Source organism: Shewanella sp. SM68 (genome assembly GCF_025653925.1).
In the GTDB taxonomy this organism is placed as follows: domain Bacteria; phylum Pseudomonadota; class Gammaproteobacteria; order Enterobacterales; family Shewanellaceae; genus Shewanella; species Shewanella oncorhynchi.
In genome coordinates, this window is sequence record NZ_JAKKRU010000003.1 from 167,492 (window position 1) to 185,985 (window position 18,494).

The window sequence follows — 18,494 nt, forward strand, 5'->3', positions numbered from 1 at the left end:
TTTCTTTTGGTTAAAATTTGGTATTGGTTATATGAGATTTTAATAGTAAATGTTTAAGATTGTCATCGCTTATAATTTCGCCAAGGCAGTCAAGGGCTTTAACATAATGAATGGTGAAATTTGGTGATTTATCTTTTTCTACTATAGGTAATAGTAAATATTTTGAAGTGTTGCATAATTCATGCTTGGCTTTATAATTTTTGACCGTTTTAGCTTCAAATAGAATACTTTCCGATAAGTTTGAAATGAAGTTAATATTTTGATTGAATTTTTTTGATAACTTAAGAAATTCATTTTTTGCTAGCACAGCATATTCTATACTTTTATCAAACTTACCTTGTCGTTGTAAGTGTTGTGCTGATGCAAGAAAATAGCTTGCATACACTTCGTCTCTCTTCGATGAAGAATTCAAATCAATATCTGAATCTAGTAAAGATTTTAATCTTGTAATCTCATTAGAATCAGTGCGTGCAAATGCTAGAAGATTGAAGTGTAAATAGTAATTTTGTCTTGTCCAAATATCGTTTTTAGGATCTTGTTCTAGCGCTTTTGATATTGCTTCCAAACCAAGTCGGGTTTGTCTTAGGGCTTGTTCTGGTAGATCTTGATAATCGTATAACTTAGCAAGAATTTGATGGCTGGCTGCTAGTCTATCTAATATATATGGCTGTTTAATGTTATTGCTTAGTTCTTGTTGGAGTTGAGTGTGGATCTGTATGGCTGAAAGTACATCACCTTGTGACACTGCCGCACTCGCTAACCAAGAACGTGCATTGGCCACATCCGCAATTAGCTGACTATCCTCAGGCGCTTTTGCCAAGGCGAGCAATTTAAGCCTTAGCGACTCTTCAAAATCTTGTTGTGCTTTGGCAAATTCCTGTTGCTTCATCGAAACTGAGCCCAAAGTGTTATGGGCGTAAGAAAGTTCCATGAGCGCATCTTTATCTTCGGGCGCAAGGGCGTACATAGTTTGGCTATAGGCTAAGTACTGCTCGAAGAAGGGGCGCGATGCCGCCCAATCACTCACATCATACTTAAGCTGTCCTAACCAAAAGGCATTGGCACCTAAGGTTTTCAGTAGGGCTAAGTTTTCCGGCTGCAATTCGAGCAGTGGCAACATTTTTTCTTGCGCCGCGAGTAATGCGCTGCGGGCTTCATCGATTTTATTGCGCGAATAGGCGACTTCCCCCATGGCCTCTAAGGTTTGGCCGTGTTGGAAGCGGGCGTCAAAACTTAAGTGTGCATCATCCTCTTTATTGGAAAAATCAGTGAAATATTCCAGTGCCTTATTGCTGATCCCGTCGAGTAAGTCCATACGGCCGATGCCGCGCATCTTGTCGGCGAAGTCACCCACCATAAAGCCGAGCAAATCTTCGGCGGCGAGGCGTTTTTGCAGGGCAAGTTTTTCGGCCTCTATGCTGCGCACGCTCATAATGACGGAGGTTAAGGTGAGGACGCACAGCAGGGCGACGGTTAGGCGCCTCGTCCAGCGCAGCATATTGGCGCGTTTGCTGGAGGCTGCGATAAAGGCGGTTTCGGGATCGTCTAAATCGAATAACGGATTTTGGCTGAGGCTTTGGGCCTCTTTCAACGGCTTGCCGTCGGCGAGCAGATAAGCGCTGTGTTTGGCTTCGCTGAGCCAACGCTTAGATAAATGCTGTAGGCGACTCTTAATGCTTAAGCTGTCGTTATGCTCGCTAATCCAAGCGGTTGCCCGCGGCCAACGGCGTAAAAGTGCTTCGTGGGCGATGCTAAAACAGGGTTCACCATTTTGCAGATGCGACACGAATAAGCGGCTATCGACCATGGCTTGCACTAGGGCGGTTTCAGCGGTGCTTTGTAGTTGTGACCAGCGAGCGGTGCGGCTGGTGATGGACTTTTCATCTTCACGCAGAGTCACTAGCAGGGATAAAATCCGCGGTAGGCTGGCTTTTTCGGCATCGCTTAAATGGGAAATCGCTTGCTCGGCATTTTTGCCAATCGCCCCTTCAATACCGCCAAGTGCATGATAAACCGAGACTAATAACTTATCGTCGGCGCTGCGTTGCAAATACAAGGCTTGCAGCGTGTATTGCAACATAGGCAACGCATCTGGGTTACTGGCGGCATCGCTGCAGAGCATTTCGTCGAGCGGCATCGCGGTGTCGCTGTCAACTTCCCAGCTTAAGTTGGCAGCCACCGCGGGCAGGCGGATCATTTGTAATAGCTCAGTGCGTGTTGGCGGCGCTAAGTCAAAGTGGGCGCCGCGGGCTTTACCCGCCATTAAGCTTGGGTAATTGACCAATAAAGGATAAAAATCGTTGCGACAGGCACTGATGATAATCACGGCTTTTGAGGTGGCGAGTTGTTCCAATAATTCTATGAACTGGGTTCGTTCGGTATCGCTAAATAGCGGTGATGAGAGCAACACTTCTAATCGGTCGATAAACAAGGCAAAAAACGGATTGGAAAAGGGTTTAGCCTTGAGCGCTTGGGTACACTGATTGATCACGCTTTGGATATCTTCGACGAGTTGAATCGCCAGAGTCTCAGCGCTCATGCCTTCGAATACTGGGATGTCGTTGATTTCCCAGTCGAGCATTGCACTGGCAAGATCGGTGAGTAGTTGCCCTTTACTCACATCGGCAAAATCTAAGCTGCTGAATGACGCGACACCAATGCCGTTATAGCCGTCGCCCTTCATTAAATTGGGCACAACACCCGCATTAATCAGGGAGGATTTACCGCTGCCACTTGGACCTAAGATCAGGCAGAAGGCACGGCCAAACAGGATTTGTTGGCTTATCCGGTTAAGCAAAGTGCTGATTTGTTCACTGCGGCCAAAAAACACCTCGGCATAGTTAGCGCTATAGGCTTGCAGCCCCGGAAAGGGCGAGCCGCCTTGCCAACTCTGTGGGCTGGCGGTGGCTTGGTGTCCGATAGGAAAACGCACTTCGGCTAAGGTGCGATAGCCGCGTTTGCGTATGGTTTCTATATAGGTAGGTTCTGTGGCGCTGTCGCCTAATGCTCGACGTAACTGATTGATAATCTTATGTAGTGGATTGTCGCCAGTATCAACACCCGGCCAGCAGTGGCTGACTATTTCATCACTGCTGATGACTTCGCCCGCCCGTTGGCAGAGAAACAACAGCACATCCATCGCCTTGGGCTCAAGTTGTTTGACTTGTTTGCCAAGGAGCAGACTATTGGCGCTGGGATTGATTTGCCATTCACCAAAGAAAAATGTGCTGTCACTCATAACGATGTCCATTTATTGAGTATTGACCATGGCACGGTAAAAACTTGCGCTGTGAGTCACTCTTATTGTTATACGTATTGTTATAAAGATCTGTGCTTGTCATTCAAAGGTCTGACGTCAAGACCTTGACATTATGCCGTTGATGATTGTTATTTAAAAGGAATAACCCTTGATAATCAATGTAAATTTTATCAGGGTGATGTGTGGTGAATAGTCTTTAGCTTGTCATTTTTCTGTCAACAGTTTGTGCTTTGCGATAGATGTTAAATAAGGTGATGGCTTTTAGGTGTAGGTTGCAAAAGATCAACAATAAAAAAGTGCCCGTGATTGGGCACTTTGTATTAGAGAGGAACTTAAGGCTAACAAGCCTGACTTATCAGCACGTTAAGCTAAGTATCTTAACGTTAGCCCCTTAACATTGGTCCCTTTGAATTAGCGCGTTAAGGTTAGTGCTTTGGCTTGATAGCTTAATCTGGCCATTTGACCTTGATCTTGCAGTTCTAATTCATTGAGTTCGAAGGGCGGCTGTAAACCTGAGGCTTGGATAAGCTTAGGATCTAACATCAGCTTTAACTTCGGCGACTCTGGGGTCAGCCAATTGGCCGCTTGGGTGCGTAGAATCGCTACCTTTTGACCTTCGGCATTGGTGCCCGTTAACGTGCCACTTAAGCCAAAACGTCCCGCCTCGGCGACAGTTAACTCAAAGTTGATTTGGTTAGGCAAGCCTTTATCCCAAACCGTGAGCACTTCGGGCTTGATGCTCGCCGAATTGACATAGGACTTAAAGACAGATTTGACCGTGCGCTGCACAGGTCGGCCATCGACTTGGGTTTGCACTGTGATTTCAATTTCACTGAAACCTGCATTGCTGCTCGAAAGTGCGACGCCCGCGGGGATCACCGCTTGCCATGTCTCCCCTTGTTTTACCATCGCCAGTGGTTGCATATTGCCATCGGCTTGCTTGAGTTTTGCCTGTGGCACAAAGGCGTTATCACTTTGGCTGAGTGCGAGTTCAAGCCCAAGGGTTTGCGCATCCGCCGCGATAGCGGAGGAGGCTTTGACGCTCAGTTGATAGGGCGAGCCTTTTTCCTTCACGTTGACTAAGTAGCTGGCGCTCGGTGTTAACGGCTGGCTGACCTGCAGGCGATATTCGCCCGGTGTGGCCTTCGCCGACATTTGCAGCGCACTGGAATCATCGGTTAACCCTGCGCTAGCCAAAGCATCGGCGTTGACCATCGATTTAACCAGTGACTCATTGGTGTTTATCCCACTGCTGTCGGCTGCTTTGCCTTGGGGTGACTGATTAGGGGTAACGCGCTGAATTTGTACGCGCTCAGGGGCAATAGCCTCTGCATGCATTAAGGCGCCAGAGCGGGTATCGCCCCGAGGTGCAATTCGCACTAAGCTCGACGCTTGGCTCATGGTGAGGCCCACGCCCGCATTAAGCTGTGCGCCTGTTACATTGACCCAATACTCGTCACTTTGGCTGGCTTGCTCAAGCTTAAGCATACTCGCTTGATACTCACCGTACAGCGGGGTGATAAAGCTAATGTAATCCGTACTGGTGTTGATGGGCGTGAGTGTTGGGCTGGCAATATTGCTATCGACGAGATCGGTATCGCTCGGCGCGGTTAGGGTTAACCCTTTGGCGTACATTGGGCTGGCATTGGTTTTGGGATCTATGGGTGTGGCTTCATCTTGGCAGGCTGTAAGCAGTCCGCTTAGCGCCAAGACACTGGCAAGTTTGCTGAGTGTGTGCATCTTAGTGCTCCTTAAATGTGGTTGCGGATCAGCGTGTCTAAATTGAAACACGTACGACGGCTCTGCTGATGGCTTAAGGGCTCTTGGCCACGGGTCTTTTGTTTATCAGTAAACCAGACAGTGCCAGCCGCCTTTTGTGAGCTGCAATTTAAGAAGCCGTCGGAGCAGCTATCGAGCCAGTTTTGGGTGGTTTCGAGCGCGACTTGGTATTGATAACCCGCGCAGTAACTGTCGCTGTCCCAAATGGCGGAATCAACATCTGAGCCCACCACGACTTCGAAGGGTTTACCCAGCGATGGGCGACCCGTTGTGCCATTAAGCCAAGCGTTGTTGTAGTTTGCCATCCAACCGACTTGCTGTTGTTTCACTGCATTGCTGCCATAGCCTAAGAGCCAGCCTAAGCTGGTTTCGAACACATTACCTTGGTTCACCGCATCGGCCAGCGGCGTACCAGCACTGGAAGGCGCGATGGCGATAACCTTTGAGGTGGCGTTGATCACTGCAGGATAACGGCTGTCCCACGTTGGATTAGATAAAATCCACCGCACTACGTTGCCACCATTGGAGTGGGTCAGCAGAATTAAGTCGTCGATATTTTTGGCTTGGATAAAGCTATTGAGCTGCGTTGCCAGACAACCTGCGGCGCTTTCTTCCCACATATATTGGTCAAAGTCGCAGTTGATCACTGTGTAATTGTTTGGTACTGGGATGCCTTGGCGCACTGAGTTAACAAATTCGGGCGTCCAGTAATCGGCTAAGGCATTGGTCTGGTGACCCGTACCATGGATAAAGGCGACTCCGGTTGCGGCTAACGTTACTGGGCTGACAGCGAACAGACCCAAGAGCATGAGGTTTTTTTTGATCTTCATGGCTATATCTCGTGTTGTTGGTCTTGTTGATTGTGGCCGCCAGTCCGTTGCGACAGTTTAGGGCAAGTCAGTTAATGCAGGATTTGCCGTAAATAAGCTTGAAATCGGCTGGCATGGCTCGGTTTATAGGCGCTCAAGCGCGGGTTACTCATTTTGGGTAAAACATGACTTAAGGCCTGAATACGACGGGATAGCGTGAATGCGCTAGTTTACGTTGGCATCAAATGTGATTGCCGTAACTTAGCCATTATCAACAGGACTTAACTCAAGCTTATTAACCTAGACGCAACATTTTAAGCTGGCAAGTAAAACAATCATTATAAAATGCAATCGCAGGGTCGCATTTTGAACGGTTCGTTTTAATGTCAAACTAAAGGCTGATAACCTGATGATAAGTAATACCTAATAAACTAAATTGTGTTTTATCGTGTTTGAAATGTCGATTTGCTTACACAAAAGAATTTTCTGTGACACCCGCTTAGTGTTTGAGTTAATCGGTTTATCATTCTGTATATAAAGGTTTTTTGTGATAAATAATTCAAACTCGCCCATTTACTCTGGGATATGGGTATCACTTTAGTGCATTTAAAGACTAAACCGATTAGGCTGAGCTGAGGTAAAGTGGGATAAACGGAATAAAAACCAACATTGCCGAGATGACATTCTTCTTATCTGAATCAGTCATCTGAGCCATGGATTGACTGGGAGTAGAAAAAGTAGCGCGATATGGGCAGGTTTAATCTAAATAGACAACAAACATGGGAGAATAAGTTTGGCGATAGAACATAATAAGATGGTGAGCTGCTTAAGTGGACTGCAATGTCGCACTAACTTCACCATAAAAAACGTTACAGAATACATGCTCCCAGAAACCAAAGAGGCTTTCTATTTACACCTCGACGGTAAATCACCAAACTTGATTATTCGTCCCGCATTCGAAGTCTTTTCTGGCGAACTTGCCACTATTGCAGGCGTGCATGCCAAATACGACTATTTCCACAATGCCGAGATGACACGTTTCCCCAAACGTTTACATAAGAGTTTGACCGAAACCCACTATGGCCTTGCCTTTAGTTTTGACACAGTTGAAGCCGTACAGCAATTCATTACCCGTTTGAGTGCGATAGTGAAAGGCGCATAAGCTTTGACTGTATAAATCTTTAATAGAAGGCCGCTTAATTTTTCGATTGAACGGTATCTAAATTTTAACCATGCAGTCCGTGGGTTAAATTCCTCAATATCAATGAAAATGAGGAATTTAACTGCTGCCTTTTTACGCGGCTTTTCAGTATATTCATCAATAGATGAATTTTGCTGGAGCTTGCCATGTCGCTTATTCCCGGTCGCCCAAAGGGGGTTGTGCCATTTACCGCCCAAACTGAATCACAGCCGCAGACTCCTGGTCGTCCGAAAGGGGATTCCGATGCCCGCCAACGCTTAATTATCGCAGCCCTAAATCTCTTCAGTCATCGCAGTTATCCCAGCGTTTCTACCCGTGAAATTGCCCGTGAAGCCGAGGTTGATGCCGCGCTTATTCGTTATTATTTTGGTTCAAAAGCGGGCCTGTTCGAACAAATGGTGCGGGAAACCCTTGAGCCAGTATTAGCGCGTTTTCGCGAAATATCCGCTGCGGATGCCCCTAATAACTTGGGTGAACTTATGCAGACATATTATCGCGTTATGGCACCTAACCTGGGATTGCCACGGTTGATTATACGGGTGTTACAGGAAGGCGATGGCTCAGAACCCTATCGCATTATGTTGTCTGTTTTTGAGCAAATTTTATCCCTCTCGCGGCAATGGCTCGAATCCACATTAGTCAATGCGGGGCTATTGAAGGAGGGATTAGATCCCGATTTAGTACGCCTCAGTTTCGTGAGTCTGATGGTTTTTCCGCTTATTGCGCCCCCGGTGTTAATGCGTCAGTTCGGCTTTTTTAGTGCTGATGCTGATGGTTTACAGCGTCTAGCACTGCACAATATGCAGGTTTTTACCCAAGGTGTACTGCGTGAACCGAGGAAGTCGTAATGAGTGTGAATTTTAAAATTCTTACGCACGTGAGTGTGGGTTGTGTGATCTTGCTATTAGTCGGCTGCACTGAAGCGCCGCCCAGAGTGCTTGGCACTGTCGAGCGGGACAGGCTGACACTTACCGCGCCCGTAGGTGAGTTGATTACTCAAGTGAATGTGGTTGAAGGTCAACAGGTTAAGGCGGGTGAGGTGTTAATTCAGCTCGATACAACCTCTGCTAATGCGCGCCTCGCCCTGCGCCAAGCCGAGCTTGAACAGGCTAAAGCTAAACTTTCTGAGGCGGTCACAGGTGCGCGTTTAGAGGATATAGAACGCGCCAAGGCCGTGCTCGACGGGGCAAATGCCAGCGTGAAAGAGGCTCAGCGAGCCTTTGAACGAACAAACCGTTTATTTGCCACGAAAGTACTTAGCCAAGCGGATTTAGATACGGCCCGTGCGGCGCGGGATACCAGTTTCGCTAAGCAAGCCGAGGCGCAGCAAAGCCTGCGACTACTAGAAAATGGCACCCGTAGTGAGCAGCTAGAGCAGGCCAAAGCGGCGGTGGCCGCAGCTCGCGCCAGTGTAGCCATCGAACAAAAAGCCTTAGCAGACTTGAGCTTAGTGGCGGCGCGTGATGCCGTTGTCGATACGTTGCCTTGGCGAGTCGGCGATCGCATTGCCGCAGGCACCCAGTTGATTGGTTTGCTGGCGAGCGAGGATCCCTATGTGCGGGTTTACCTGCCCGCGACTTGGTTAGACAGAGTGAAGGCGGGTGATAGCGTCAATATTCTTGTGGATGGCCGCGAGATACCGATTGCTGGCACTGTGCGCAATATCCGCAGTCAACCTGCTTACACGCCATTTTATGCGCTAAATGAACGTGATCGAGCGCGGCTGATGTATTTGACCGATATTACTATTTCCGCCACAGATCAGAACCTACCTACTGGCATGGCTTTAGAAGTTGAACTCGATGTGCTGCAACTCGATGTGCTGCAAGGAGTGCAGCAAAAAGTGGAGCAGCCATGAAAAGCGCTGATTTTGCTATCGAGACCCAAGGGATGACCCGCGCCTTTGGTGGTGTTAATGCGGTAGAAAACCTCGACCTCACCATTCCCAAGGGAACCATTTATGGATTTCTCGGCCCCAATGGCTGCGGAAAATCGACTTCAATTCGTATGTTGACTGGGTTACTGAGTCCCACATCGGGGAATATCCGCGTATTGGGTGAAACCTTACCCGGCGCCGAGGAAAAACTGCGCCGCCGCATTGGCTATATGACGCAAAAATTCTCCCTGTACGACAATCTTTCGGTGCGGGAAAACTTAGAGTTTGTCGCGCAAATTTATGGGCTTAACCGCCGAGCCTCAAAGCTGCGGATAGCCGATTTAGTCATGCTATACGATTTAGTCGGCCGCGAGAAACAAATGGCGGGCTCCATGAGTGGCGGCCAGAAACAGCGTTTGGCCTTAGCGGCAGCGACCTTACATCACCCCGAATTATTGTTTCTCGATGAGCCGACATCGGCGGTCGATCCTGAAAATCGACGCGAGTTTTGGGAGCGCTTATTCGATCTCTGTGCCCAAGGCACCACGATACTTGTGTCGACTCACTATATGGATGAGGCCGAGCGTTGCCATGGTCTGGCGATTTTAGAGCGCGGGATAAAACGCGCCGACGGTTCACCCCAGCAGCTGATGGCGGCGATGGGGGCTCGGGTGGTTGAGATCTCAGGGGACGACTTACGCACTTTAAAACAATCATTGATCAGCGAGTCCGCGGTATTGTCGGCGGCGCAAATTGGCAGTCGTTTGCGGGTGTTAGTGCGCAGCGATATTGAAGATCCGCTCGCTTGGCTTAAACCAAGAGTTGCCAGCCGGACGATGGAAGAAGTGCGCGCTAGCTTAGAAGATGTGTTTGTCACTTGCACCGGCGAGCGCTTGGCTGGGGTTTCCAAGGGAGAGACTGACCATGTGGCGTAGGATTTTTGCGATTGTGGTCAAAGAGCTGCGGCAGTTGTCGCGGGATCGCATGACCTTTGGCATGATAGTCATGATCCCGTTAGTGCAACTGATGTTGTTTGGTTATGCCATCAATACCGATGCTCGCCATCTGCCTGCTGGGTTAGTTAATTTGAGTGATTCTGCCTACAGTCGCGCACTGGTTAAGGCGGTGGAAGCAACGCAGGTCGTAGATTTTAAACAGCGTTATTTAAGTGCCGCCGAGGCTGAGGCGGCGATCACTCGCGGCGAAGTCAAAGCCGTGCTGTATTTGCCCGCCGATCTTGATGAGCGCTTAGTGCGTCACCCAAGCTTTGTGGGTCAGCAATATTTAGCCCAGTCCTATATCGCACAACCCGCTGGCCAATGGCTGGTGGATGGTTCAGATACGGTTGTCGCTTCAACTATTCGTAGCCTAAGGCAAATGCCACTGGATGAAGTCGCAGGAAGAGCACTAAAAACGGCGATACCGAGTTTTGAAGTGGTGCAATATTTCAACCCAGAACAACGTTCTGTGGTCAACATAGTGCCCGGCCTGTTGGGGGTGATTTTGACTATGACCATGGTGATGTTTACTTCCGCCGCCATAGTGCGTGAGCGCGAGCAGGGCAATATGGAGTTTTTGATCACTACGCCTGTGCGGCCACTGGAGTTGATGCTGGGTAAAATCGTGCCCTATGTGATGGTTGGCTTTGTGCAAGTGACCATTATCCTGAGCGCAGGGCATCTGTTGTTCGATGTGCCCATTCGCGGCGGGCTTGATTCCATCGCCCTTGCTGCTATGTTGTTCATTTGCGCCAGTTTAACCTTAGGATTAGTGATTTCGACCATAGCGAAAACCCAGTTGCAATCGATGCAGATGACGGTATTTATCCTGCTGCCATCGATTCTCTTGTCGGGATTTATGTTCCCCTACGAAGCCATGCCTATCGCGGCGCAGTGGATTGCCGAAGCCTTACCTGCAACCCATTTTATGCGCATGTCACGGGCCATAGTGCTGCGCGATGCCCAAGTGATGGATCTGCAATTTGATGCCCTGTGGATGATAGGTTTTACTTGTATTGGGTTATTGATTGCCAGTATGAGATTTTCGAAGCGCTTGGATTAACCCTGTACTGAGTTTCATAATCAAGGGCAAAGTGCCGAGTTTTGATATAGCGCAAATTATCAGTAAACAGTCGCGCTAAGCCATTGAAATCGATGTTGCTTAATTAGGATATCCCTTACACTGCCGCTAGGGCGATTTCCGCCATCATGCTTAGCGAAGGGAATTCATTATGCCTCCAATCATTTGTCATAGCGCGCTCGATGCGGTTGCTTTAATTCAAAGCGGCGAGACGCTGTGGACTCATTCCATGGGCGCCACTCCGTGCATTTTATTAGATGCGTTGGCGCAACATGCACTCACCAAAGAAAATCTCACCCTGTTACAGTTACATACTGAAGGCGCCGAATCCTTAAGCCATCCCAGTTTACAGGGGCATTTACGCCATCGATGTTTTTTCGGTGGGCTGCCAACGCGGGCATTACTGCAAAGTGGTGACGCGGATTATGTGCCGATTTTCCTGTCTGAAGTGCCTAAGTTATTTCGTTCCGGTGAGCAAAAAATTGATACCGCAATTATCCAAGTGTCGCCACCCGATAAGCATGGCATGTGTTCCTTAGGCATTTCGGTTGAAGCAACGCTCGCAGCTTGCCAAGTCGCGGGTAAGATCATCGCTCATATTAATCCACAAATGCCGCGAACCCATGGCGACAGCTTTATCCATATCGACCGTTTTGCCGCTGTGTATGAGCAGAGCGCGGCGTTACCTATTCATTCCTTCGCGACGGGGGATGCGGTGAGTTTGGCGATCGGTAAAAATGTTGCCCAACTGGTGCGTAATGGCGATTGTTTGCAAATGGGTATAGGTGCGATCCCCGATGCCGTGTTGTCTTGCTTAACCGAACATAAAGACTTAGGCGTCCACACTGAGCTATTTTCTGACGGTATATTGCAACTGGTTGAAAAGGGTGTGATTAACAACAGCAAGAAGCGTTTTTATCCGGGAAAACTCGTCACAGGTTTCGCCCTGGGTAGCCAGAAATTATACGACTATGTTGATGATAATCCTGCGGTCATCTTTATGGACATAGAACAAGTTAACGACACGGCCATTATCCGTAAAAATCCCAATGTGATGGCGATTAACTCGGCGTTGCAGGTCGACCTTTCAGGCCAAGTGTGTGCCGATTCCATTGGCACTAAAATCTATTCCGGTGTTGGCGGCCAGATGGATTTCATCCGCGGAGCAGGGTTATCTGAAGGTGGTCGTTCTGTGATTGCGCTGCCCAGCACGGCTGCGGGCGGCACGCTTTCTCGCATTGCCAGCGTGTTATCACCTGGCGCAGGGGTTGTCACCACTCGGGCCCATGTGCATTACATTGTGACCGAATATGGCGCAGCTAATCTACGCGGCCGTTCACTGCGCGAACGGGCACAAGCGCTGATCGCCATCGCTCACCCAGATTTTAGGGAACAATTAAGTCGTGATGCCTTTGAGGTGTGGGGATTAAATCTATAGACTTGTAAATCATGGTGTTATGGCTTGCTGCCGAGTTTGCAGTGGTGCAAGCTCGTTTGAGCGTAAAGGGTTGGTTTTAATACGTCGTTTAATCGCGGTAAAGAGTCATTCGTCTGTCCCGATATGGTATAAACTCTTGGCGGTTTTGACCGACAGACTTATAAAGAAAGGAGTCAATGATTTAAATGGATGAGATTGAATTAAAAGCATATTTAACAGAGAGGGTGTTATCTTTTTGTACGCGCTGGAACAGTATCGAAAATACCCTCTATACCGAAAGAACTGCCGAAGAAGATAAGCTACGGCAGGAATTGCCAGTGGCTGAATTCCATTATGCGAAGCAAACCGATTGGTTTGCTTTACTGAGTGAGCAAATAGCGCCATTATTTGACGATTTTTGCACCGATAAGCCCCGTGTTTACGGCGGAAAAGTGCGTAATTCCTTCGGGTTTCCTTCAAAATTTAATGGTTGCGATCATCCTCTTGAAGTGCAAATTACTTTAAAAAATAAAAGCAGAGCCGAAATTTATATTAAAACCAACACTAACTTCGAAGATGAGTATTTGTTTATTGCTCTCAAAAAAGCCGATGAATGGCGTATCGATAGCTATAAAAATCGTCGCTATGGCAATGAGAAATGGAGCGTACAAATCCTTTAATTCAGCTTAATCTCAATGCTTGACGTCAGTATAAAATGACTAAAGCATTGAGTTTAGTAACGTCGGTTTAATTTAAGTGATGCACTGAGACACAAAAAATATTGTATAAATGGAACATTTTATGCCATTAGATAATGCTCTTATTGCTCGAATCAAAGCCGAGACATTGCGGTTTACAACGGTTGAGGTTGAGCAATTTTTATTAGCTCATCCTGATAAAACCTTTTATGCCTTTGCTTTTGACACCCATGCCGAATACGCAGAATTAAATCTTTGTTTTAATACAGAGGCAGATTTTCAGCAGCGATTGGCCTATTACCAGTCTGGGGAATGGGCTGAGTCATACCAAAGCCCTGAGGCCATCCAAGAACTTAAATTCAATACAGGTGACTGGGAGTATCAATGTTTTAGTACATGTTACCTGCTTTCAGAGGATGAGTTGCAGACGATTCAACAGAGCTTACCCGAGGATGACTTTAGTGAGTGGGAGGAGATAGCACGGCAAATACGCGCAGTGTTTAACGAATGCCTAGTGCAGTTTACCCAAACTGAAGTCTATCAAGCGATTCCTAAAACCGATGGTTTTATGGCCTTTAGTATCGACCATGATGAAGATGTTGCTGATATGCTGGCTGATAGATTTTTATAAAAATTGATTTTAAACACTTTAAAATCATTAACATCCACGTTAATTAGTAGGCCCTGATTTCCAATTGCTCAATTATCTGGTTGCCTTGTTCAAGCCCTACATAGTTAACAATCATCGTTTTAATCAGCTCAACATAGGTTGGTTGGATATTGACGTTATTATCGAAAAGGGCTTCATCCGCTTCAGTGATAAGGGCCGCAATTTCATTAAAGCTGCCGTATTTGGGCTGTTATGAGGATTTCCCCATGCACTCTGCTAACAGTTTGACGAAAAAGTCGCTGCCTTTGCGTTCGCAAAAGGCGATGTTACGTTCTGGGATGGTTTCGGGATCTGTGTAACTGGCGAGAGCGAGCTCCATGCTGGCTTCGCGGATGATGTGCAGGGTTGGGTAGGGCGCGCGGTTGGTGAAGTTGGCTGCCCCGTCCTGTGGTTCGCCATCGAAACAATAGTCTGGGTGAAAGGTGGCGAGTTGATAAGTGCCTTCGTACTCGTGTTCGATAAGCGTATCGGTTGCCATGTCGATGAGGTCGAGATAAGCATAAAACCCCTCAAAACCACGGGGTAGAATAAACAGTGTGGTTTCGGCTTCGGGGTGGGCGTCGAGGTATTGGCATTCTTCGATCAATGCCTTAAGCACTTGTTTGACTTTAGTTTGTTCCACCACCAGATACCGAATACTACCGCGTTCGACTTCTTGTCTGGCGAAGGGGCAAATATTGTATTTCATGATCACTTTTTTCACCCAGTCGTCGGTTTGTTGAGTGATCATGTCAATTTCGTTCATGGCGGTCGTTTGCTCGTGCTTAAAAATTAGGGGGCGATCATAGGGATGATAGACACCACAAGCAAGAGCGCCATGCTGATATTAAAAATCTTCTGTTGGCGCTCATTTTTCAAAATGCGTTTAAGGGCTACGCCAAAGCCGAGCCAGACGATAGCGCAGGGAAAGGCGACGCACAAAAATACCGTTGCGATAGTGATAACCTGCGGGGTCAAATCCTGCTGTACTGACGTGAACGTCGCAATCGCGCCCACGGCCATGATCCAGCCCTTAGGGTTGACCCATTGAAAGGCTGCGGCTTGGATAAAACTAAAGGGTTTAGCAATGGCTTTGCCTTCCATCTTGCTACTGCTGTTGGCAATCAACCAAGACAGATACAAAAGGTAACCTATGCCGACGACTTTAATCACTTGATGGATGATAGGATAGCTTTGGAATAGGGCGCTCAAGCCCAAACCTATCGCGAGGATCATAGTCGGGAAGCCAAGGCTTATTCCCATAAGATGCGGAATACTGCGTTTTACGCCAAAGTTTACCCCTGAGGTCATCAGCATAATATTGTTAGGCCCTGGGGTGATCCCCGATGAAAAGGCAAACAACGCGATAGCGAGTATTAACTCCATAGATAGATCCACACCTTTTATTTTAGTTTTATGGCATTGTGATTATTTGCCGCATTGAGCCTGCGATTTACTCATCGGAGGGTACGCAATACTGTGTTGCAATTATTTATAATTGCGACATTTGATTGCAACGCAGGCGAGGCATTCTAGCGATTAAATGTTGCCGCGCCTATACGACATAGCGAGTTTATAAACTAAAAAGAATAACAAAATATGTACATGCCTCGATGGGATTAATGGCGTGAGAATAGGGCTAGCGCAGTTTGATGGTTTTCTGTGTTAGTACGAATATCAAGATATATTGGAATATGCTGATTTAACACTATGATGGATATCAGCTTTCAGTTTTAGTAATAGCAACTATCCTTAGACAGCATTTTATAGATTGAGGTAACAGGGCATGATGAATCCATCATTACATAGTGAGCTAAGTGGAGTGCAAAATCGACAGCTCAGTCGAGTTCCTTGTTGGGTTCCCGACCGAGTGTTAAGTCGGTATTTGAGAGTGTTAATACTGCTTTTTAGCAGCGTTTTAGGTCTTGCTGGGTGCGTAACTGTGACGGATAACGCGGCGCAGCCGTTGCGAACCACAATCGTGATGTCTGGCGATCTCAGTGAATTACCGTCAACGGCAATGACATTCACTTGGCATCCTAAATTTCAAAAAATCATCACAGATAAACGCTTAGATCCGCAGCCAGTGTTGCAACACATGCAAGCCGTATTAAAGCAAACTTTGCAGAGTAAGGGATATCGCTGGGTTGAAGATCCACTACTGGCGGATTTTCAGGTTGGCTTTGGCGTCGCTATGGGAACTGAAATGAGCGATGAACAAATTTTGGCGGTAACAGGCTTGGTTGCAGGGCTGTCAACCGACCCAAAAGTATGACAAAGGTACCGTGGTGATAGCGCTCTTTAAACCCACTAAAATACAGGGCGTTGATGAGCCAATTTGGCGAGTGCTTGCCCAAGGTTTTGGCAACATTAAAAAGATGGATGAGCTAACCGAAAATTTCGACAGTCTCATTGCCAGTATGTTGGCCAATATGCCGTCGGTTAATGTGGCTCCTTAGTCAGCGTTTGAGCTTTAGTTCAGTTCTAAGTGAATTGAGTCAGCATTTTTGGTTGGAGCATTCGCCAGATAAACGGGATTAGTGCTTAATTGAGGTGTCTTGGTCCCATGTTTGTGGTGCTAGCTCCCATTTTTGAACTGTGGGACATGGTACTTTAGTGACAGCCATCTCAATAAAGGGCGCGACAGTGAAAACTGCCGCGCTTTTTCATTTTAATGGATGGAAGTTCCATTTTGATTTCAGACTGTTTCAGTCGTGCTCGACTGTGATCTCGTAGGATGAAAACTTACGAATGTTAATCACGCCCGTATCAAACATTAAATACTGCCCCTTGATCCCCTGCAAAATTCCGCTGACGACCACATCTTTATCGAAATTGTGCGAAGTGATCTTCTTCGGAAAGGTGTCAATTGGATAATGAATTGGCTGAATCGTTTCGTGCAAACGCTCGATACTGTAATCGCCTTTTTGCATGCCGATTTCGTGCAACTTAGCCTCAATTTGTGGGATCAGTTCCGCAGCCTTAGCATTTAAATCGATATCGTCGGCATGGCCTTTTAACATGGCTTGCCAATGGGTTTTATCATTAACCAGTTTTGCCAATTCTACTTCGACTAAGCCTGAGAGCTGTCTTGTTGAGACTTTAAAAATCGGTAAACCTTGGGTAGCACCTTGGTCAATCCAACGGGTGGGCAGTTGAGTGTGGCGGGTAATGCCGACTTTAACGCCCGAAGTATTCGACAGATATACATAATGCGGCACAAAACAGTGGCTCTGGGCCCACTCTGGTTCGCGGCAAGTGCCTTGGTCGTAATGACAAGTTTCCGGCTTCATGATGCACATATCGCAACTCGCCAGCTTTTGCATACAGACAAAACAATGGCCCTGCGAGTAACTCTTCTTGCTCTTTTTACCGCAGTTGCAGCAGAAGATATTACCCGTATGGGTCAAGGTTAATTGCTTGCCTATCAATGGATTGAGCGGGAGTAACTCATCACCAACAACGAGTTGATATTGCACTTGTTGCGCGTCATCTAACTGCACGCGCATCTTTTTTAGCGTTCCTAACATGGTCATCCTAATGTGTTGCGTTCTGGTGCAGCTTAGTCGCTCATCATGCGTTCTAGTGCACGCTTTCGTTATATCGTCATTGCGTGGCCGTCAGTATACAAGATTATCCAAGCCAGTTTAGATAGGAATTTTTGCTAAGTGAGTCGATTGAATGAGTGCACCTAAACCTCTTTTGTTTTACTTAACCATTTGTACACTAAGGCAATAATACCGAAAGTTAGCAAGGCTACTGGCAAGTAAATGATTATGCTCATAAATTGTGTTTGGTATTTTGTTGCTAATTGGGTATGGCTAATGAGATACCCAAAACCAACAACGGAAAAAATCCACACCATTGAGCTGATGAAGTTAATGAGTAAAAAACGACGGGAAGAAATACCCGTTGCACCTAAAATATAGGGGTAAACGGTACGAACAAAAGGAATATAACGTGCGAGTAGCAGGGTTATCACTCCATAGTTATCAATTAGGTGGGTCGCTTTTTCCTGATGTTTGATATCAATATTCGACAGCAGTTTTTGGTAAATTTGGGTATGCCCTAAAAATCGACCCTGTAAATAACCTATAGCTGTACCTGTAAAGGTTGCTAGAACCAATAACGGCATAATACCGATATGAAGAATATCTTGATAAATCAGCACTCCAGTGAGAAAGAGTAGGCTATCTCCGGGTAAAAATGCGGTGGGAATAAAGCCATTTTCTAACACTAAAAAGCCACAAATTAATGCGCTGACCATAAGGGCGATTTTAGGATTGGCTAAAACCGCCAGATCATTGTGTATCATGGCTTGGGCCAGTTCGTATAACTGCTCCATACGTACTACTCCCTAAAATAATTGATAAAACATAAAGATGGAAAAGCTCGAAAGCGGCAATTTTGAACCGGAGCTATGGTGTTTCGTGGGTTATTCTACCAAGGGAGCATGAATCGAAAGGCAGTTACAACATTAAATTTTGTTGGTGTTAGTGTGTTTATGGTTCAGTAATCGGGTTTTGTGGGCTTTTTATAGTAAAAATATTAAGCATTATTATAGGGTTAATAAATTTTAAATGATGACATCAACTTACAAACCCACTTGCCTGATTCCTATGCGCATTCTAACGATTCCAACTATCCAGTATTGATTGCACTGGCTTAACTTAATTTGAACACCTTGCCGCGAATGTCGGTTTTTAAGCATTGCTTTAAGCGCTCTT

At 46.7% G+C, this 18,494-nt stretch carries 15 protein-coding genes and 1 pseudogene; 9 read left to right on the plus strand and 7 right to left on the minus strand.

Annotation, left to right across the window (positions count from 1 at the left end; genetic code table 11):
• Window positions 1-10: 10 nt before the first annotated feature.
• The 3 genes from L5M40_RS06320 to L5M40_RS06330 form a co-directional block, all read right to left on the minus strand.
• Complete coding sequence (locus L5M40_RS06320) at window positions 11-3,238, minus strand: winged helix-turn-helix domain-containing protein (RefSeq protein ID WP_263256415.1); 3,228 nt, start codon at window positions 3,236-3,238, stop codon at window positions 11-13.
• 432 nt (window positions 3,239-3,670) lie between these two features.
• Window positions 3,671-4,999, minus strand: a complete 1,329-nt coding sequence (locus tag L5M40_RS06325; protein ID WP_263256417.1) for a DUF4785 domain-containing protein — start codon at window positions 4,997-4,999, stop codon at window positions 3,671-3,673.
• Between the two features lie 11 nt (window positions 5,000-5,010).
• Window positions 5,011-5,868: a hypothetical protein gene (locus L5M40_RS06330; RefSeq protein WP_263256418.1), complete on the minus strand. Its 858-nt coding sequence runs from the start codon at window positions 5,866-5,868 to the stop codon at window positions 5,011-5,013.
• 793 nt (window positions 5,869-6,661) lie between these two features.
• Between L5M40_RS06330 and L5M40_RS06335 the strand changes: the two genes are divergently transcribed.
• From L5M40_RS06335 to L5M40_RS06370, 8 genes are all read left to right on the plus strand, one after another.
• A complete protein-coding gene (locus L5M40_RS06335; protein WP_263256486.1) occupies window positions 6,662-7,009 on the plus strand; it encodes a hypothetical protein in 348 nt (115 codons plus the stop codon).
• Window positions 7,010-7,194: 185 nt separating this feature from the next.
• On the plus strand, window positions 7,195-7,896 hold the full coding sequence (locus tag L5M40_RS06340; protein WP_198573577.1) for a TetR/AcrR family transcriptional regulator: 702 nt from the start codon (window positions 7,195-7,197) through the stop codon (window positions 7,894-7,896).
• A complete protein-coding gene (locus L5M40_RS06345; protein ID WP_263256419.1) occupies window positions 7,896-8,906 on the plus strand; it encodes an HlyD family secretion protein in 1,011 nt (336 codons plus the stop codon). Before L5M40_RS06340 ends, L5M40_RS06345 begins: the two co-directional genes overlap by 1 nt.
• Entirely contained in the window at window positions 8,903-9,859 is a 957-nt protein-coding gene (locus L5M40_RS06350) for an ATP-binding cassette domain-containing protein (RefSeq protein WP_263256420.1), read from the plus strand. Before L5M40_RS06345 ends, L5M40_RS06350 begins: the two co-directional genes overlap by 4 nt.
• A complete protein-coding gene (locus L5M40_RS06355) occupies window positions 9,849-10,985 on the plus strand; it encodes an ABC transporter permease (RefSeq protein WP_219256166.1) in 1,137 nt (378 codons plus the stop codon). Before L5M40_RS06350 ends, L5M40_RS06355 begins: the two co-directional genes overlap by 11 nt.
• A 169-nt stretch (window positions 10,986-11,154) precedes the next feature.
• Window positions 11,155-12,441 carry an acetyl-CoA hydrolase/transferase family protein gene (locus tag L5M40_RS06360; RefSeq protein WP_263256422.1) on the plus strand — a complete coding sequence of 429 codons (1,287 nt, stop codon included), beginning with the start codon at window positions 11,155-11,157 and terminating at the stop codon, window positions 12,439-12,441.
• Between the two features lie 185 nt (window positions 12,442-12,626).
• Window positions 12,627-13,100, plus strand: coding sequence for a RhsIA family immunity protein (locus L5M40_RS06365; RefSeq protein WP_259563264.1), 474 nt, complete (start codon window positions 12,627-12,629; stop codon window positions 13,098-13,100).
• 121 nt (window positions 13,101-13,221) lie between these two features.
• The gene (locus tag L5M40_RS06370) at window positions 13,222-13,749 is read left to right on the plus strand and encodes a DUF4303 domain-containing protein (protein WP_219234201.1); all 528 of its coding nucleotides are present in this window, start codon (window positions 13,222-13,224) and stop codon (window positions 13,747-13,749) included.
• Window positions 13,750-13,978: 229 nt separating this feature from the next.
• On the opposite strand, the gene L5M40_RS06375 is transcribed toward L5M40_RS06370, so the two are convergent.
• Window positions 13,979-14,533, minus strand: a complete 555-nt coding sequence (locus tag L5M40_RS06375) for a DUF1415 domain-containing protein (protein ID WP_168823098.1) — start codon at window positions 14,531-14,533, stop codon at window positions 13,979-13,981.
• A gap of 26 nt (window positions 14,534-14,559) precedes the next feature.
• Complete coding sequence (locus tag L5M40_RS06380; protein ID WP_263256425.1) at window positions 14,560-15,153, minus strand: LysE family translocator; 594 nt, start codon at window positions 15,151-15,153, stop codon at window positions 14,560-14,562.
• A gap of 400 nt (window positions 15,154-15,553) precedes the next feature.
• Here L5M40_RS06380 and L5M40_RS22580 point away from each other — a divergent pair.
• Window positions 15,554-16,226, plus strand: a pseudogene (locus L5M40_RS22580) (DUF4136 domain-containing protein).
• A 249-nt stretch (window positions 16,227-16,475) separates the two neighbouring features.
• On the opposite strand, the gene L5M40_RS06395 reads toward L5M40_RS22580, so the two are convergent.
• Together L5M40_RS06395 and L5M40_RS06400 are read right to left on the minus strand one after the other, a co-directional pair.
• On the minus strand, window positions 16,476-17,297 hold the full coding sequence (locus L5M40_RS06395; RefSeq protein ID WP_105249677.1) for a DUF2797 domain-containing protein: 822 nt from the start codon (window positions 17,295-17,297) through the stop codon (window positions 16,476-16,478).
• A 161-nt stretch (window positions 17,298-17,458) separates the two neighbouring features.
• Window positions 17,459-18,112: a DedA family protein gene (locus L5M40_RS06400; protein WP_168823092.1), complete on the minus strand. Its 654-nt coding sequence runs from the start codon at window positions 18,110-18,112 to the stop codon at window positions 17,459-17,461.
• Window positions 18,113-18,494: the final 382 nt, after the last annotated feature.

Bases quoted from the DNA above. Each gene is read 5' to 3' on its own strand.
- L5M40_RS06320 (WP_263256415.1), bottom strand. From the start codon at position 3,238: ATGAGTGACAGCACATTTTTCTTTGGTGAATGGCAAATCAATCCCAGC.
- L5M40_RS06325 (WP_263256417.1), bottom strand. From the start codon at position 4,999: ATGCACACACTCAGCAAACTTGCCAGTGTCTTGGCGCTAAGCGGACTG.
- L5M40_RS06330 (WP_263256418.1), bottom strand. From the start codon at position 5,868: ATGAAGATCAAAAAAAACCTCATGCTCTTGGGTCTGTTCGCTGTCAGC.
- L5M40_RS06335 (WP_263256486.1), top strand. From the start codon at position 6,662: ATGGTGAGCTGCTTAAGTGGACTGCAATGTCGCACTAACTTCACCATA.
- L5M40_RS06340 (WP_198573577.1), top strand. From the start codon at position 7,195: ATGTCGCTTATTCCCGGTCGCCCAAAGGGGGTTGTGCCATTTACCGCC.
- L5M40_RS06345 (WP_263256419.1), top strand. From the start codon at position 7,896: ATGAGTGTGAATTTTAAAATTCTTACGCACGTGAGTGTGGGTTGTGTG.
- L5M40_RS06350 (WP_263256420.1), top strand. From the start codon at position 8,903: ATGAAAAGCGCTGATTTTGCTATCGAGACCCAAGGGATGACCCGCGCC.
- L5M40_RS06355 (WP_219256166.1), top strand. From the start codon at position 9,849: ATGTGGCGTAGGATTTTTGCGATTGTGGTCAAAGAGCTGCGGCAGTTG.
- L5M40_RS06360 (WP_263256422.1), top strand. From the start codon at position 11,155: ATGCCTCCAATCATTTGTCATAGCGCGCTCGATGCGGTTGCTTTAATT.
- L5M40_RS06365 (WP_259563264.1), top strand. From the start codon at position 12,627: ATGGATGAGATTGAATTAAAAGCATATTTAACAGAGAGGGTGTTATCT.
- L5M40_RS06370 (WP_219234201.1), top strand. From the start codon at position 13,222: ATGCCATTAGATAATGCTCTTATTGCTCGAATCAAAGCCGAGACATTG.
- L5M40_RS06375 (WP_168823098.1), bottom strand. From the start codon at position 14,533: ATGAACGAAATTGACATGATCACTCAACAAACCGACGACTGGGTGAAA.
- L5M40_RS06380 (WP_263256425.1), bottom strand. From the start codon at position 15,153: ATGGAGTTAATACTCGCTATCGCGTTGTTTGCCTTTTCATCGGGGATC.
- L5M40_RS06395 (WP_105249677.1), bottom strand. From the start codon at position 17,297: ATGTTAGGAACGCTAAAAAAGATGCGCGTGCAGTTAGATGACGCGCAA.
- L5M40_RS06400 (WP_168823092.1), bottom strand. From the start codon at position 18,112: ATGGAGCAGTTATACGAACTGGCCCAAGCCATGATACACAATGATCTG.